Origin of the sequence: Azospirillum brasilense (assembly GCF_007827815.1) — a bacterium.
GTDB lineage: Bacteria > Pseudomonadota > Alphaproteobacteria > Azospirillales > Azospirillaceae > Azospirillum > Azospirillum brasilense_C.
Map to the genome: position 1 here is coordinate 51,577 of NZ_VITH01000024.1, position 15,170 is coordinate 66,746.

11 protein-coding genes and 4 pseudogenes are annotated in these 15,170 nt (G+C 61.8%); 10 read left to right on the forward strand and 5 right to left on the reverse strand.

The window, feature by feature from the left end; genetic code table 11:
• The first annotated feature begins 45 nt into the window (after positions 1–45).
• Positions 46–1,281 (forward strand): ABC transporter ATP-binding protein, encoded by a 1,236-nt coding sequence (locus FBZ83_RS32435; protein ID WP_145690534.1) that lies wholly within the window; start codon positions 46–48, stop codon positions 1,279–1,281.
• Between the two features lie 179 nt (positions 1,282–1,460).
• Here the strand turns inward: FBZ83_RS32435 and FBZ83_RS30030 are convergent.
• Positions 1,461–1,714, reverse strand: a pseudogene (locus FBZ83_RS30030) (transposase); the annotation flags it as partial.
• Positions 1,715–2,033: 319 nt separating this feature from the next.
• Between FBZ83_RS30030 and FBZ83_RS30035 the strand changes: the two are divergent.
• The 5 genes and pseudogenes from FBZ83_RS30035 to tnpC all read left to right on the forward strand — a co-directional run.
• On the forward strand, positions 2,034–2,816 hold the full coding sequence (locus tag FBZ83_RS30035) for a class I SAM-dependent methyltransferase (protein ID WP_145690536.1): 783 nt from the start codon (positions 2,034–2,036) through the stop codon (positions 2,814–2,816).
• Complete coding sequence (locus FBZ83_RS30040) at positions 2,813–3,415, forward strand: alpha-ketoglutarate-dependent dioxygenase AlkB (RefSeq protein WP_145690538.1); 603 nt, start codon at positions 2,813–2,815, stop codon at positions 3,413–3,415. The genes FBZ83_RS30035 and FBZ83_RS30040 overlap by 4 nt, the downstream gene beginning before the upstream one ends.
• Before the next feature lie 216 nt (positions 3,416–3,631).
• Complete coding sequence (tnpA, locus tag FBZ83_RS30045; RefSeq protein WP_145690540.1) at positions 3,632–4,042, forward strand: IS66-like element accessory protein TnpA; 411 nt, start codon at positions 3,632–3,634, stop codon at positions 4,040–4,042.
• On the forward strand, positions 4,039–4,386 hold the full coding sequence (gene tnpB / locus FBZ83_RS30050; protein ID WP_145690542.1) for an IS66 family insertion sequence element accessory protein TnpB: 348 nt from the start codon (positions 4,039–4,041) through the stop codon (positions 4,384–4,386). Before tnpA ends, tnpB begins: the two co-directional genes overlap by 4 nt.
• A 79-nt stretch (positions 4,387–4,465) precedes the next feature.
• Positions 4,466–5,875 (forward strand): annotated as a pseudogene (gene tnpC, locus FBZ83_RS30055) (IS66 family transposase); the annotation flags it as partial.
• 139 nt (positions 5,876–6,014) lie between these two features.
• Here tnpC and FBZ83_RS32200 read toward each other — a convergent pair.
• A pseudogene (locus tag FBZ83_RS32200) lies at positions 6,015–6,197 on the reverse strand (IS110-like element ISAtu7 family transposase); the annotation flags it as partial.
• Positions 6,198–6,345: 148 nt separating this feature from the next.
• On the opposite strand from FBZ83_RS32200, the gene istA reads away from it, so the two are divergent.
• Positions 6,346–7,629 carry an IS21 family transposase gene (gene istA, locus FBZ83_RS30060; RefSeq protein WP_145690544.1) on the forward strand — a complete coding sequence of 428 codons (1,284 nt, stop codon included), beginning with the start codon at positions 6,346–6,348 and terminating at the stop codon, positions 7,627–7,629.
• Positions 7,629–8,501, forward strand: a complete 873-nt coding sequence (gene istB / locus FBZ83_RS30065; RefSeq protein ID WP_145690546.1) for an IS21-like element ISAzs30 family helper ATPase IstB — start codon at positions 7,629–7,631, stop codon at positions 8,499–8,501. The genes istA and istB overlap by 1 nt, the downstream gene beginning before the upstream one ends.
• Positions 8,502–8,560: 59 nt before the next feature.
• On the opposite strand, the gene FBZ83_RS30070 is transcribed toward istB, so the two are convergent.
• The gene (locus FBZ83_RS30070; RefSeq protein ID WP_145690548.1) at positions 8,561–9,586 is read right to left on the reverse strand and encodes an IS110 family transposase; all 1,026 of its coding nucleotides are present in this window, start codon (positions 9,584–9,586) and stop codon (positions 8,561–8,563) included.
• A 243-nt stretch (positions 9,587–9,829) separates the two neighbouring features.
• On the opposite strand from FBZ83_RS30070, the pseudogene FBZ83_RS30075 reads away from it, so the two are divergent.
• A pseudogene (locus tag FBZ83_RS30075) lies at positions 9,830–10,063 on the forward strand (transposase domain-containing protein); the annotation flags it as partial.
• Positions 10,064–10,100: 37 nt separating this feature from the next.
• On the forward strand, positions 10,101–10,649 hold the full coding sequence (locus tag FBZ83_RS30080; RefSeq protein ID WP_145690550.1) for a hypothetical protein: 549 nt from the start codon (positions 10,101–10,103) through the stop codon (positions 10,647–10,649).
• Between the two features lie 213 nt (positions 10,650–10,862).
• Here the strand turns inward: FBZ83_RS30080 and FBZ83_RS30085 are convergent, their stop codons facing one another.
• On the reverse strand, positions 10,863–11,834 hold the full coding sequence (locus tag FBZ83_RS30085) for a hypothetical protein (RefSeq protein ID WP_145690552.1): 972 nt from the start codon (positions 11,832–11,834) through the stop codon (positions 10,863–10,865).
• 390 nt (positions 11,835–12,224) lie between these two features.
• Positions 12,225–15,170 (reverse strand): TrlF family AAA-like ATPase (locus FBZ83_RS30090; protein ID WP_211101718.1); only part of this gene is annotated, 2,946 nt, incomplete at its 5' end.

The window sequence follows — 15,170 nt, forward strand, 5'->3', positions numbered from 1 at the left end:
GCCCCCCTTGCACCGACACGCCCGAGAGATAAAAGGGAAAAGCCCATGGCTATCAAACTGCAGAACGTCACGAAGTCCTTCGGTTCCCTGACCGTGATCGACAACGTGAGCCTGGAGGCCGGCGACGACGAATTCCTGGTGCTGCTCGGCCCGTCGGGCTGCGGCAAGTCCACCATCCTGCGCATGATCGCGGGGCTTGAGACGGTGACCAGCGGCGAGATCCATCTCGGCGGCAAGCGGGTGGACGAACTGCCGCCCAGCGACCGCGACATGGCCTTCGTCTTCCAGTCCTACGCGCTCTACCCACACATGACGGTGCGCCGGAACATCGCCTTCCCGCTGATCATGCGGCAGTTCCGCTGGTGGTTCCACATCCCCTTCATCGGCGACTATTTCAAGCGCCGCATCGAGAACTCGCCGGAGGTGCGCGAGCTGGTGGAGCGCACCGCCGACACGCTGGCCCTGACCAAGGTGCTCGACCGCCACCCGCGCACCCTGTCGGGCGGCCAGCGCCAGCGCGTGGCGCTCGGCCGCGCCATGGTGCGCGAGCCGTCGGCCTTCCTGATGGACGAGCCGCTGTCGAACCTCGACGCCAAGCTGCGCACCGCCATGCGGGCGGAGATCACCCAGCTCCACCAGCGGGTCGGCGGCAACTTCGTCTACGTCACCCACGACCAGATCGAGGCGATGACCATGGGCACCCGCATCGCGCTGATGCGCGACGGGCACCTCCAGCAGTACGGCACCCCGCGCGAGATCTACGAGAAGCCGGCCAACACCTACGTCGCCCGCTTCATCGGCACGCCGCCGATGAACCTGATCGACGCCGAGGTCGAGGGCATGACCGTGCGCATCGGCAACAGCGTCCTGCCGCTGCCCGATAAGGCCGAGCGCCCTGGGGCCGAGCGGGCGGGCGGCGGCAGCCGCATGAAGGTCTGGCTGGGCCTGCGCCCCGGCGCGCTCGCCGTCGTGCCGCCGGGCCAGGGCAAGAGCCTGCCGGGCACTGTCACCCTGGTCGAGCATGTGGGGGCGGAATCGCTGATCTCGGTGAAGCTGTCCGGCGTCCACACCGCCCATGACGACGACGGCGGCCTGACCGATGAGGTGATGGTCTCTGTCCCCGGCTACAGCGAACTGCGCGTCGGCGAGGCGGTCGGGATCGACTGCCTGCTGAAGGACTTCTCCCTGTTCGAGAAGGACAGCGGCCTCCGCGTCGGCGGGCGGGCCGCGGAGGACTTCCTGGCCGGGGGACGTGTCGGGACCATCCGCACCGCCTCTTGATACCATCCGCGCGGACGGCGCCCGCACCTCCATCCCAGGGTGGGTTGGCAGGTGCGGCGCCGTTCCCAAACACTCCTTGTCAGAAAGGCACTTCCATCCCTTTCACAACCGGAGCCTCTGCTCGACTTTGCTCAGTCTCAGGTTCCCGGAACAGCCGTTCAGGCGGGCTCCGGGCATGATTATGCTTTGGTCAGCAGCCCGGGCGATCGGATCGGATTGTCGGCGGCGGAGGTCAACGTGAACATCCGGCCGACCCGGGCGGTGCCACGATAACGCGTTTTGCACATGCCGGCTCCCTTGAACCAGCCGAAGACTTCCTCGATCCGCTTGCGGATCGCAAGAACACGGCATAGTCAGGGTGGCGGGTGGTTCGGCCATTGATGGCGGAGCGGCGGTTCCTGGTGTGCTGTGCGGCATGCGGAGCAGCGCCCAGCCCATGCCGTTTGTCCGTTTCCATCCGCCGCCATCCGAGAAGTAACGCGGGGGAAATGATGGCGGAGCGGCGGCAACCGGGATTTAACATTCGCTGAAAATTTGTATTCGAAATCAGCGTATTACGAACCCATTGTCGTGGCGAGCGCGGAAACGTAGCCAGAACTCACGTCGCCGGACAGTCCAGACGTTGGCAATGATGATGCCCGCCAAATCGCTTGACACTGCACTCAATTTAGAACAAAATGGGAACGTATAGTACGCGACAGGATACCCGAGTATGAGCCGCGACCGTCACCTAACATGGGAATCGAACCGCGATGCCTTTAGAATTCCCGTCACCGCACGAAATTGACCGTCTCATCGGGTCATCTGCCTATCGCGATTCTCGTCACCCGCAAAGCGCATCAACGCATAATATTGTTACAAATTGGTTTGCGGCACGGTACGGCGCCGATCGCTGTATCGATGAGCAACCTTTTACTTCAGGTGACTTTGGCAACGTCCAAAATGCGCGCCAAAACCATATCGTTAGTCGGGCATTCAGCGGTAAGACTCTTCTCGTTGGGGAAGGAAATTTTAGTTTCACAGCCTCACTTGTTTTTGATCATCATGCCATACCGATGTCGATCACCTCGACAATACACGAAAGCAGCCGTGACATTTCCGATGACGCCAAAACCAATGTCCGGAAATTATCCAGAGTGGGGGTAACCGTACTCGATAATGTGGATGCAACAAATTTGGATCGGACGTTTCATCATCAGAAGTTTGATACGATCATTTTTCAATTTCCCAATGCCGGCAGCCGGGAACCGAACCGAGGACACAACCCTAACTATGTCCTTGTTCGAGGCTTTCTGAGGAGTGCCGTCGAACACCTTCGGCAGGACGGAGAAATTATCATCACCGTCGTTAATAGCTCATATTATGACGGACGCTTCCGCATGGATGAAGCGGCCGAATACGCCGGCATAAAGAATTTTTACGCCATTCCTTTCTCTCCGGGCGATTTTCCATCCTATTCGCACGTCAACACCAACGATGAAGACAGTGCTCTGAAAGAACATCAGTCGTTCGAAACATGGATTCTCCAACCATGAGCGCTGACGTTCCCTTGATCGCTGCCTGTGAGGAGGGGCTGCGGATTCCGGGTCTGGCCCTGAACAACGATTGGATCGGTAAAGCTGAGGAAAGCCAACTGCTTAAACAAGTGGACGGCGGCAACTGGCGGAATGACCTTAAACGTCGTGTTCAGCACTATGGCTTTCGCTATGACTATCGCGCCCGCTCTGTTTTGCCTGGCGACCATCTGGGGCCTTTGCCGGGATGGTTGGCCGTGCTCGCCGGACGTCTTGTCGATAAAGGCGTATTCTACACTGTGCCGGATCAGGTCATCGTCAATGAATACCTGACGGGCCAAGGCATTTCGGCGCATATCGACTGCGTTCCCTGTTTCGGTGACACCATCGCCATCCTCAGCCTTGGCAGTTCCGTCGTCATGACGTTTCAGTGCGCCGCCACCGGCGCGCGGCGCGAAATGACGTTGCCGACGTGCAGTCTGCTGAGACTGTCGGGACCGGCACGATACGACTGGTTGCACGGAATACCGGCGCGAAAATCCGACATGATCGACGGCATGAAGACGCAACGCTTGCGGCGCGTGTCGTTGACTTTCCGTTCGGTCGTCATCGGTGCATGATCGGAGCGCAACGCAGAGGCAGCTTCGCGCTCGTGCGCGCCAACGCGCAATTCCGAGTATTCGTGCGCAATTCTGCGCAAATGGCGGATCAGTTCGCCACCAGGAAACGCCCCCATGTCGTACGCCTCCGGTGAGCGCCGCCTTGGCAAAGTAGGGGTTGGCGTCTGAGGTTTGTGTGGCGCGTCATCGCGCGGACGCAAACGAGTTGCAAACGTCATGGCTTATCAGCGGGTCGAGGTTCTGACGGGAACGGAGCGGCGGCGGAATTACACGCCGGCGGAGAAAGTGCGGATGGTCGAGGAGGCGTTCCGCCCCGGCGTGGTGGTGACGGACGCGGCCCGCCGGCTGGGCGTGCACGAAAGCCTGCTGTATCGCTGGCGGGGGCTGATGAAGGCCACAGGGAGTGCCGTGGCCGAACCGTCCAGCTTCGTCGCGGTGACCATCGCGCCGGAGCCGACCGTAACGGAACCGCCGGTCGTGGAGCCCCCTGGGTCATTGCCGCCTCCGGCGCCGCCGGCCACGAGCCCGGCGATCCTCGAGGTCATCTTGCCCAGCGGGACACGCCTGCGTCTGGAAGGGCCGGTCGACCCGGCCCTCGCGGCGGCCGTCGTCGGTGCCCTGGCATGATCCCGGTGCCGAGCGGAGTGCGGGTGTGGCTGGCCACCGGGCACACCGACATGCGCAAGGGCTGGGCGAGCTTGGCGTTGCTGGTGCAGGAACGCTTCGCCCAGGACCCGCACAGCGGCCATCTCTTCATCTTCCGCGGACGCCGCGGCGATCTTGTGAAGATCATCTGGCATGACGGCCAGGGCAGTTGCCTGTTCATGAAGAGGTTGGAGCGGGGCCGGTTCATCTGGCCGACGCCGGCGGACGGCGCGGTGTCGATCTCGGTTGGACAGATGGGCTATCTGCTCGAAGGCATCGACTGGCGCAACCCGCAGAAGACTTGGCGCCCCGAGGCCGCGGGGTGACTGCGACACGGTGAATCGACGGGCTGGTTCAGGGGAGATTGCGGTGGCTCGACGGCGCGATCCCGGGTAAACTGGCGCCATGACCGCCGCTCCGCCCCCTGCCGCCTTGGCCGACGACATCGCCAGCCTGCGCGCTGCCTTGGCGCAGGCCGAGGCGCGGGCGGACGCCGCGGAAGCCGAAGCGGCCCGGGCCAGGGCGATGGCGTCCAACACCGAGGCGCTGATCGCCAGCCTGAAGCTGGAAATCGAGAAGCTCCGGCGCGAGCTTTACGGCACACGCTCCGAGCGCAAGGCACGCCTGCTGGACCAGTTGGAGTTCCAGCTCGAGGAGTTGGAAGCGACGGCCAGCGAGGACGAGTTGGCGGCCGAACAGGCCGCTGCCCGCATCACCGCGGTGGCGGCCTTCACCCGCAAACGGCCATCGCGCCAGCCCTTTCCCGACCACCTGCCGCGTGAGCGCGTCGTTGTGCCGGCCCCGGCGAACTGCCCGTGCTGCGGCTCGGACAAGCTGTGCAAGCTGGGCGAGACGATCACCGAGACGCTGGAGGTGATCCCGCGCCGGTGGAAGGTGATCCAGACGGTGCGCGAGCGGTTCTCCTGCCGGGCCTGCGAGACGATCAGCCAGCCGCCGGCGCCGTTTCACACCACCCCGCGGGGCTGGGCCGGCCCCAACCTGCTGGCCACCCTCCTGTTCGAGAAGTTCGGCCAGCATCAGCCGCTGAACCGGCAGGCCGAGCGCTACGCGCGGGAAGGCGTGCCGCTCAGCCTGTCCACCCTGGCCGACCAGGTGGGCACCGCCGCCGCGGTGCTGAAGCCGCTGCACGACCTGATCGCCGCGCATGTGATGGCGGCCGGGCGGCTGCATGGCGACGACACGCCGGTGCCCGTGCTGGCCAAGGGCAAGACCGACACCGGGCGGCTGTGGGTGTATGTGCGTGATGACCGGCCGTTTGCCGGCCAAGCCCCACCGGCAGCGCTGTTCCACTATTCGCGCGACCGCAAGGGTGAGCATCCTGAACGGCACCTGGCCGGCTTCACGGGCTGGCTGCAGGCCGATGCGTTCGCCGGCTACAACCGGCTGTACGAACCCGACCGCCGGCCGGGGCCGATCAGCGAGGTGCTGTGCTGGGCACATGCCCGGCGCGGCTTCTTCAAGTTGGCCGACATCGCCATGAACACCAAACGCGGCAAGGATGCCCCGCCGATCTCGCCGCTGGCGCTGGAAGCCGTGAGGCGCATCGACGCCCTCTTCGATCTTGAGCGCGCCTTGAACGGCAAGCCGGCGGCCGAGCGGCTGGCGGCACGCCAGGAGCACGGCGTCACCCTGGTAGCCGCGCTGGAGGGCTGGATGCGGACGGAGCGAGCCCGGCTCTCCCGCCATGCCCCCGTAGCCAAGGCGATGGACTACATGCTGACCCGCTGGGACGGCTTCACCCGCTTCCTCGGCGACGGCCGGCTGTGCCTGACGACGGATGATGTTGAGAAGAGTAAATCGTCGTGCCGACCGATGCGGTCGGCGCATGGCGTCGACCGCATGCTGGCCAGACGCCGGATGACGAAGCTGGGGTCAAGGCCGCAGCCGCGTCTCAGCGCGGGGCCGCGGAGCGGCCGCCTTGACGCCGGGGGCGTCATCCGGCACGCCCCGATGGTCGGTCCTTCCAGGCTTCCACCATCCGTTCATAGGCGCGTTCGGCGCGCTCAACATACTCCGCCTCACGTTGCCGGATTTCTTTGATCCAGTAGTCCCGGCCGGGGCCGGCCTTGCCGTATTCCCGCGGGGCGCCGGCCTTCAGGGAGGCCTTGCGTAACTTCTGTCAGTGCCGATTGGATACTCCCCGGAAAGGGCAGCTGAAAATTCCCCAGGCTAACGCAACGGCAGGGCTCCGGGGGGCGTACGCCCCGGAGCCCTGCGGCCGCCCGTCGCCCATGATCACCCTCCGAGGCGGAGGGAGGGCGCAGGTGGTCAGACTTGGGGAACTCGTCATGATTCTCGATCTCGCCCGCGAGGGCCTGTCGGTGTCGGCGATCGCGCGCCGCACCGGCCTGGATCGCAAGACCATCCGCAAATATATCGCCCGCGGACTGGAGGCGCCGGCTTACACCCCTCGGCCGGCTCGGCCGACGCTGCTCACGCCTTTCGAGCCCTATCTGCGCGAACGCCTACAGGCCTTTCCTGATCTCAGCGCCCGCCGCCTGCTGCGGGAAATCAAGGAGCGCGGTTACACCGGCAGTTATACCATCCTGAAAGCCGTGGTTCGCGCCATCCGTCCCACCCCGTCACCGTCCTTCGAGCGTCGCTTCGAGACACCGCTTGGCAAACAGGCCCAGGTCGATTTCGCTTTCTTCAAGACGACCTTCACCGACGAGCCCGAAGTGGAGCGGATCGTCTGGCTGTTCTCCATGGTGCTCGGCCACAGCCGCATGATGTGGGCCCGCTTTGTCGCCCGCCAGGACCTGCAAACCGTGCTCCGCTGCCACATCGCCGCCTTCGACAGCTTCGGCGGCGTGCCGGAACAGATCCTCTACGATCGCATGAAAACCGCCGTGCTGGGCGAGATCGAAGACCCCGATCAGCCGACCCAGGGTATCGCCTACAATCCCAAGCTCCTCTCCCTGGCCAGCCACTACGGTTTCCTGCCGAAGGCCTGCAAGCCGTACCGCGCCAAAACCAAGGGCAAAGTCGAACGGCCGTTCCGCTATGTGCGTGAGGACTTCTTCCTGGCCCGCAGCTTCCGCAATCTCGAGGACCTGAACATCCAGTTCACCCAGTGGCTGGATCAGCTCGCCAACCGCCGTCGGCACGCCACCACCCAGCGCATCGTCGCCGAGCATTTCGCCGAGGAGCGCCCCCACCTCAAGCCGCTGCCGGCCGGCCCCTTCAACAGCGTCCTGGCCCTGGAGCGCCGTGTCACCCGCGACGGCATGGTATCGGTCGGCGGCAACCTCTACTCCGTGCCGGATTGCACCCGCCGGCGGACGGTGGAGGTGCAGGTCACCGCCGGCACCGTCACCATCCTGGAGGACGGCACCCCCGTCGCATCCCACCCGGCGCTGGAAGGCCGAGGTCAGCGGCGTATTGCCACCGGACACCGGACCCAGCCTCCACCGCCCAACAGCCAAACTCCCAGGGAGGTTGCCCCGCCCACGGCACCACCGCTGCAGGGCGGCACCGTCACCCCTCGCTCGCTGGCCATTTACGACACCATCGGCCGCCATTTGGCCAACCAGCCGGGGAGCCGGTGATGAGCACCACGCCGTTGGAAGCCGGCCCCGCCACCCTCGACCGCATTCGCCAATATCTGGTTGGGCTGAAGATGCCGCGCGCCTTGGAAGCGCTGGAGCACATCCTGCGCCGGCTGGAACGAGGCGAACTCTCCGCCCTGGAGGCCATCGACGCCCTGCTGGGCGAGGAACTGACGTTGCGCGAGGGACGCCGCATCAAGGCGGCCCTGAAGATGGGCCGGCTTCTCTCCATCAAGACGCTCACCGGCTTCGACTTCTCCTTCCAACCCTCGCTCGATCGCGATCGGATCATGACCTTGGCGCAGCTCGACTTCGTCGACCGGCACGAGGTGGTCCATTTCCTCGGCCAGCCCGGCTGCGGCAAGACGCACCTGGCGCTTGCTTTGGGAGTGGAGGCCGTCAAGGCCGGCCGCTCGGTCTACTTCGCCACCCTGGCCGACATCGTGAGCTCGCTGGCCAAGGCCGAGCGTGAAGGAACCTTGCGGGAACGCCTGCGCTTCCTGTGTCGGCCACAGCTGCTGATCGTCGACGAGATCGGTTACCTGCCGGTGATCCCCGGTGGAGGCAACCTGTTCTTCCAGCTCGTCAACGCCCGCTATGAACGCGGCGCCATGATCCTGACCTCCAACCGCGGCTTCTCCGAATGGGGCGATGTCTTCGGCGGCACCGTCGTTGCCTCCGCCCTGCTGGACCGCCTGCTGCACCATGCCGTGGTGGTGCAGATCGAAGGCGCCAGCTACCGCCTGCGCCGTCACGCCGAACTGATGCCGGACAACAACCGCAGCCGGCCGATCACCGCTCCGCCACCGGCACCACGGCGCCGAGGCCGGCCACCAAAAGCGAGGAGCGCCGACAACGAAGCCAATCCATAGCCCTTCAATCCATCTGGGGATTTTTCGACCGACCGTTCTGGGGAAACTTCATTCGGCCTTTACAACTTCATGGCCGTGAAGGCTGGGCGGGCGTAGGCGTAGTCCTTCTCCTCGGTCAGAACATGCCAGATGAGGACCGTCAACTTGCGGGCGGTGGCCACAGCCGCCGCACCGGCACCGGCCTTCTTCTGCACCCGGTTGAAGAAGGCCCGTAGCGGCCCCGGCGCCATCTTCGCCGACCACGCGGCCTCGACCAGCATCGCGCGGGCCGCGGCATTGCCCTGTCGGGAGATATGTCCATGGCGGGCCGGATGGTCGCCGGACTGGTGAGTGGTCGGGGTCAGGCCGAAGTAGCTGCTGAGCTTCTCGGGGGTCGGAAAGCGGGCGATCGTCCCGATCGACGCCAGGACGGTCAGGGCCACCACGGTGCCCACACCAGGGATGGTCATCAGCCGGCGCGCTTGCGGATCATCAAGCGCCTGCTGGGCAATCCCCTTATCGAGTTCGGCCAGTTGCGCGCTCACCCGCTCCAGTTCCGCCACCAGCCGGGAGACCAAGGCTTTCTCCTCGGGCGAAAGCGGCAAGCCGGCCAGCCAAGCCCGGCCTGCCTTGGTGAACAGGCGGCCGTCGTACTTCGGGATCAGGTTCCCGTGCAGGATGGCATGGATGCGGCTCTTGACCCGCACCATGTGCTCGACAATCCCCATCCGCTCCGTGACCGCTCGCCGACGGCGGATCGTTTCGTCGTCGGGAACCCAGACTTCCGGCAGGAAGCCCGCCGCATGAAGGCGCGCCAGGATCGCCGCGTCGATCTTGTCGGTCTTCACGCGGGCAAAGGCGATGGCCCGCACAAGCCGGGGATTGGCCACGGCAACGCGCTTGACGAAGGGCCTCAGGACACGTTCCACGGCCATGCTGTTGCCAGTCGCCTCAATGACCACCTCGTCTGCCTTTTCGAGGGTCTTGGCGAATTTCAGAAAGCGATCATGGGCGAGATCGACCCTGGTTTCCTTTGTCACCTGGCCGTCCACCAGGAAGGCGACCTGGGCAAAGGAGCGGTGAATATCCATGCCGATGATGCGCATGCTCCCTCCTTACCGTGCTGATTCGGGAGCTGGCGGGCTTGCACGACATCTACGGATCCGCGCTCGCAGCGCAACCGGGCAAGTCGTAGGGGGCGGCCATGTAACAACGCGAGCTCGCAGCTCATGGTCAGGGCGGCCTGCCGCCGTTTCATGCTCCCGGCGCCCCTATCCCGGTGGCCCATCGATACCGCAACCCCGGTCCGATCGCCAGCACCGGCCGGCGCCGGAAACAGCATGCCGGTTAACAACGCCGCCGAACGCGGCCTGCGCGGGATCGCCCTTGGGAGGAAAGCGTGGCTGTTCTGCGGCTCCGATCGCGGCGGCCAGCGGGCGGCGATCATGTACGGCCTGATCACCACGGCCAAGCTCAACGACATCGATCCCCAGGCGTGGCTCGCCGACGTGCTGGCACGCATCAACGACATCCCTCAAACCCGCCTGCACGAACTGCTGCCCTGGAAATGGAAGCCGGCCTGACCGCGGCGCTCACCGGATGCTTACGCTCAGAAAGCGGATGTCGTACTACCGGAAACATGCGCCGGATGTCGGGCTCCAGGCGTTTCACGAACGGGTGTGCACGCGCTTCGAGCTGGTCTATGCGGCTGCGATGCTCGCCATCAAATTCGGCGTCCTGCCGTACTCAAAGCATGAGGCGTTGGAGGCGATTCAGTACGCCCATCGCAAAGGCATGTTCGACGCGCTGGCGGCAACTTCGACGCCGCGGGTTTCTGGAGTGCAGTTGGTCAAAGCCTTCATCGAAGCCAACAAGGCGTCTTTCATCGATGTGAGGCGGGCGAAGAAGTACGACAAGAACGCTCTGACTAAGCCAAAGGGCTACAAAAGCAAAGTGCGCGGCTCGACGTATTTCCTGTTTCTCCCCGGGCAATTTGAGTGCGACGCTTGTACGGGCCTAAGCTACGAGAGTGTGATCGCCGAGCTTCGGAAAGAGGATGTGCTCAAGTCCTATAGGGGAGGAAATACGGTGACACGACAGATTCCAGGTCATACCAAGAAAAAGCATGTGATTTGCATTTCAGCTCGCATTCTCAAGGCAATCTCTTAAGGCATGTTGCCGACGCTGCACTCGTGCATTACGGCTAGAAGAAGTCCTCGTCGAGCATCTTGATGTGCAGCACTTCCTCGACGTGACAGCCGACACCGTGCCAGATCATCAGATAGACGAACTGTGCGCCATCCCCATTCGCTTTGAGAAGGCCGCCGCTTCCATCATGTGCGTCCTATACCTAGCTGCCGCTTCCGATTGGATCCGTAAGTGTTAGTCCTCATGCATCACCTTGTCTGATACGTATGCGCAGTAGGAGCAGAGGCCACTGTCAAGCCCGTCTATATAATCCTGGACGCTGATGCTTTCACCACAGCGGACGCATTCCGACTCGTAGTCGAGCGACTCGTTGCAATTTGCGCAGTGCTGCTCGCCTTCGATAAGTGTCTGGCGAGCACAGGCAGGACATTGGTAGATTGGCCCATCCTCTCCTGTGTCTTTGGAGCGCATGTACGCCTCTCCCCCGTAACGCTCATCAAGCAGGCGCTCAATCAGATCGGAGACGTTGGGGTTAGCGCCGCAGGTGCGGCAGCGCAGCTCAATATAATCCTGGCTCTCATTCTCCGGGTCGATCTGCTCGACAAGTTCAGACCCGCAGCGATCACATTTGAACGCTGCGCCGTCGACTGACGACGAAAACCACGCGACTTTAGCTAGCGTCGCTCGAACTTCCCTAAGCTCCTGATCGTAGACCTCTTTGGTTTCGAGCATGATGGTCCAGGCTTCGCCCAAGAGCTCCACGGGATCCTCATCGAGCTGGCGAAAGAGGGAGGCAGCGACGGGAAACCCCTTGCTAATTGCGGCGCGGATGGCAGTCGCAGACTCTGAGGTGTAATGATGCTCCATGTCGTTGCGGATCTTATTCAGTGCCTTGAGCGCACCGTGATCCAGAACTATCCCGAAATCGCGCGCGCGCTCACCGATTTGCTGAAAGTCAATTGTCGTGTGCCCTACCTGTTGCATCTCAATGCCGCCACGACCATCAGGAACGGGCTTAACCTTGGCGCCGATTACCAGATCGGGGTCTGCCTCAGGCGCAGCTCGGACTAGCGCCTCCTTCGCGAGAAGCAGCACGCCTGCATAGAAATTGCGGACAGCAGATATGTCGCGATCATGGTTCTGTTGACGGAAATCCTCCACCCCCATACGGATGGACGCGACGGCATTCTCGAACAGAGACGGCACTTTACACCTCCGGCAAGTTGTTCCTCCTACAAAAAGCCAGCGCCTCGGTCAAGCTCAACAGGGGCGGCCACAAGGCTTCATGAGCGGTACTGGCACTCCGGCACAGCTTCTTCAGCAAAATGGGAGCAGACGGCTGGAAGCTGAAGCAGGAACTTGGATAGCGGGTAGCTTGCCCTGCACCCTGCTGACCAGCTTGCCGCGGACAATGATCCGGCTCTTGGTGAAGCTAGCCTCGCGACGGATCTGAATTGCCTCATCCCAACCTGCCTTGACAATTGTCGGTGTGATGAACTTGGCGCAAATGTCGGCTCTCGCTGAGGCTGGTCTTGTCCGTGCTGCTCACGCGCTCATCCCCGCTGCAATTACATCCGTCATGCGCTTCGTGACGGCCTACCTCTCAAGCCTGACCCTCAAACGGCGTGCGCGTTCGCGGAAAGCTCGCTCCCCACCTTCCAGGATGTCACACACCATTTTGCGAATGCTCTGGTCCTCAAATCCGCCCGAGATATAAGAGATTGGAGGGAGGGAGTTTCCAGAGTGTGGTCCCGCATTCGCTACAATAATCTGGTCTGCATCGGTATTAATGACCAAGTTCGCGTTGTGGGTCACCATAATGACCTGCCGTCGCTTTTTGGCATCAATGAACAGAGCAACTAGCTCTTCGTAAATTGACTGAGGATCCAGGTTTTCCTCAGGCTGATCAATGATCAGAGGACGTTCATCACCATCATCAAGCGCAAGATAGAGTAGCAAGAGGACAATTCCACGTGTTCCAGGAGACAATTTGCAAATGTCAACGCCGCTATAATCAACACTATACTGAATGCCAATATGGTCGGTGCCGTAAAGCCACTGTGCAAATCGCCGAGACCATGCACGATATTCCGCCTGATCGGATTTTTCAACTGGTGCGTGTATTAACAGGGAAGCCTGGTGTTCATCGCGAAACGCCTTCATGGCTTTAGCAACAGCTTGGGCATCTCCAGAGGTCCAAGGCTCCTTGAGGGCCTTGGTGGCAGCCTCACAAAGGGTGCCGCGTCCCTTAAATGGGCCTTGTCGTCGGAGGTCGAGCAGGTCCTCGCCTTTATTCGCCCATGCTTGCACGTCAGCCACACGGGTAACTGTGAAGGACAACTTACGCAACGTGCCCGATGCCGCTTCCAAACGCTTGCGAATGGGAGCGTACAGGTCAGTAAGAACATCCTGCTCCGCCACAATCGCCTCGAAAATGCGTAGGTAGCTCGCCTCCCTCTCAACATTCAGCGCGTGCAGGCGATCCCTGGCTCCCTCGCAATCGACCAACTTCTCTTTGAGCTTGTTCAATGCTTCGTTTTCGCTGGCAATCCTCGTGGATAATGCTGCGAATCGCTGAGCCGTCTCTTTGTCATGGGTAACAAGCTTCTGCACCCTCTCGATTTCGGCCTCGAGCAGAGAAAGCGTCTGTTTTTCGAGCGGTGCATCAGCAGCGACTAGCGGCACATTGGAGTCCGGCGGGGCTGGTGGCTTAGTACCGGACCAAGATGTGCTGCTTCTTCTCGTCTCCTTGAGGCGAGAGTTCAAAACATCATCGACGTCGCCGCTGAACGTTGTCAGGAACGGCGCCCATGCATCCTTCTGAATGCCCGACGTTGAGTACCGCTCTTGAAGTTCGCGCAACTCCTCGGGCGCGCGGTGCTTCCTAAAATTCTCCACCTCATCCTGGACGAGTAACAGCTGCTGCTCTCGCGAATTGAAGTGACGAACATAGTTGCGAACGACCTCTGCCGCCTTTGTTAGGGCCTGTAACCTCTCAACTCGCTCCTGATTTCCCTTGGCAACAAGCTTGTCCCTGTCTGATGTCAGTCGCTCGATCTGCTGTGTCCGATCCTTCACCTGCGTACGGTAGCTTTCCGTCAGCTTGATCTTCCCAATCTCATCGCTGACGCGATCAGAAAGAACCGACAATGCATGTTCTTCACGCTCTCGGGCTTGGTGGTGGCGGGCTGATCGTAGTTCCCTCAAGTCCGAAAAATCAACTGCGCCATCTCGCGCGGATAGTGGGTGTGCCTCAAAGATGACGCGCTCCACCTCAGTGAGTAAGTCATCGGTCATCCCGTGAGAGGAGCACAGCTTATCAACGAATTGCTGAGACAAATATCTTGCGCGGGAGTATTTCTCTTCCTGTCCGCTGTTGGCATTGCCAAGAGGGCGAGTTTCTACTTCGCCGGTATGCCATGTAATCTTGACTTTAGCGTCATTGAGGTATTCTTGCGCTCGTATCAAGAATGCCTGCTCAGGCATGTTTTCGGCGTGGGCATCGCACCCGGCCGCAACTATGTCGGCGAGAGCCGTTTTTCCTGATCCCCGCGCGCCCACAATCGCAACAAGCCCGGGGTTGAGCGCGATCTCAGGAGTTTGGGCCCAGGGAGCGCCAAGAAGCGATATGGAAGAAATTACCTGGGATGGTGCGGCGGCCATGGGTGGAAGGTTACCAACGTATGCACGCCCAGCGGGGTCGATGCAGGCTTGGCGTAACGAGTCAAAGATCGCAGCTCCCTTGATCCAGCTGTAACGTGCTTCGTCTGGAACGCCGGATTTTTCTACGCAATGCCCGTCGCTGCCATGCAGACACGGTTTGAGCGAATCGTAGCGGCGGCAGATCTCCTCCGCGGACAGCACTCTCCGTCCTAGCCAGAAATCACGTTGTGCGGCGCTCGACGCAAAGATGATGTGAGCGAACCGTTCCACCTCTTGACGGAGTGTCTGATCGGCAGCCTCACGCACGCCAGACGTACCATCCCCCTGACCACCTGCAACAGCGATCAAAATGTTCGCCTGGGCCCACGCGCTATGACGGTACTCTTCACGAAGTTGTGAAAAGGAAACTTTGAATTGCTCTGAGCCGAGGCGAAGGGCGGCTCGGTCGCTCGTTATTGTTGTGTCTACAGTTCTCCCAAGACGGATCAAGTCATCAGGGCGACAGCAGAATCGGTCTGCGTGAGCATCAAACGTTAGTCGCGCTAGAAACCGACTGAGTTGTTCAATGTGCTCCGGGTCGTCGGGGCTAACAAGAAGGTGTACATTAACCCACGCGCCCCTTACCGTCCCGACATTGAGCCTCATTTCGATGTTTGGGAAGATTAGGTCGCATTCGGCAAGCCGTCCACTTGCACGCTCGTCGCAAACCGACCGGTAACAGTCCAGACCGTAGTAATCTGTGATGCCGATGGCTTTGATTGGTGGGTCGGCATTTTCCAGAGCGGCTAGCAGGACGCGGAAAAACGAACATATTCCGGCTTTTTGCCTCCGCTGAGGCTTGAAAATAGCGTTTCCGACGCCCGTTTTTGCCAGAATGGA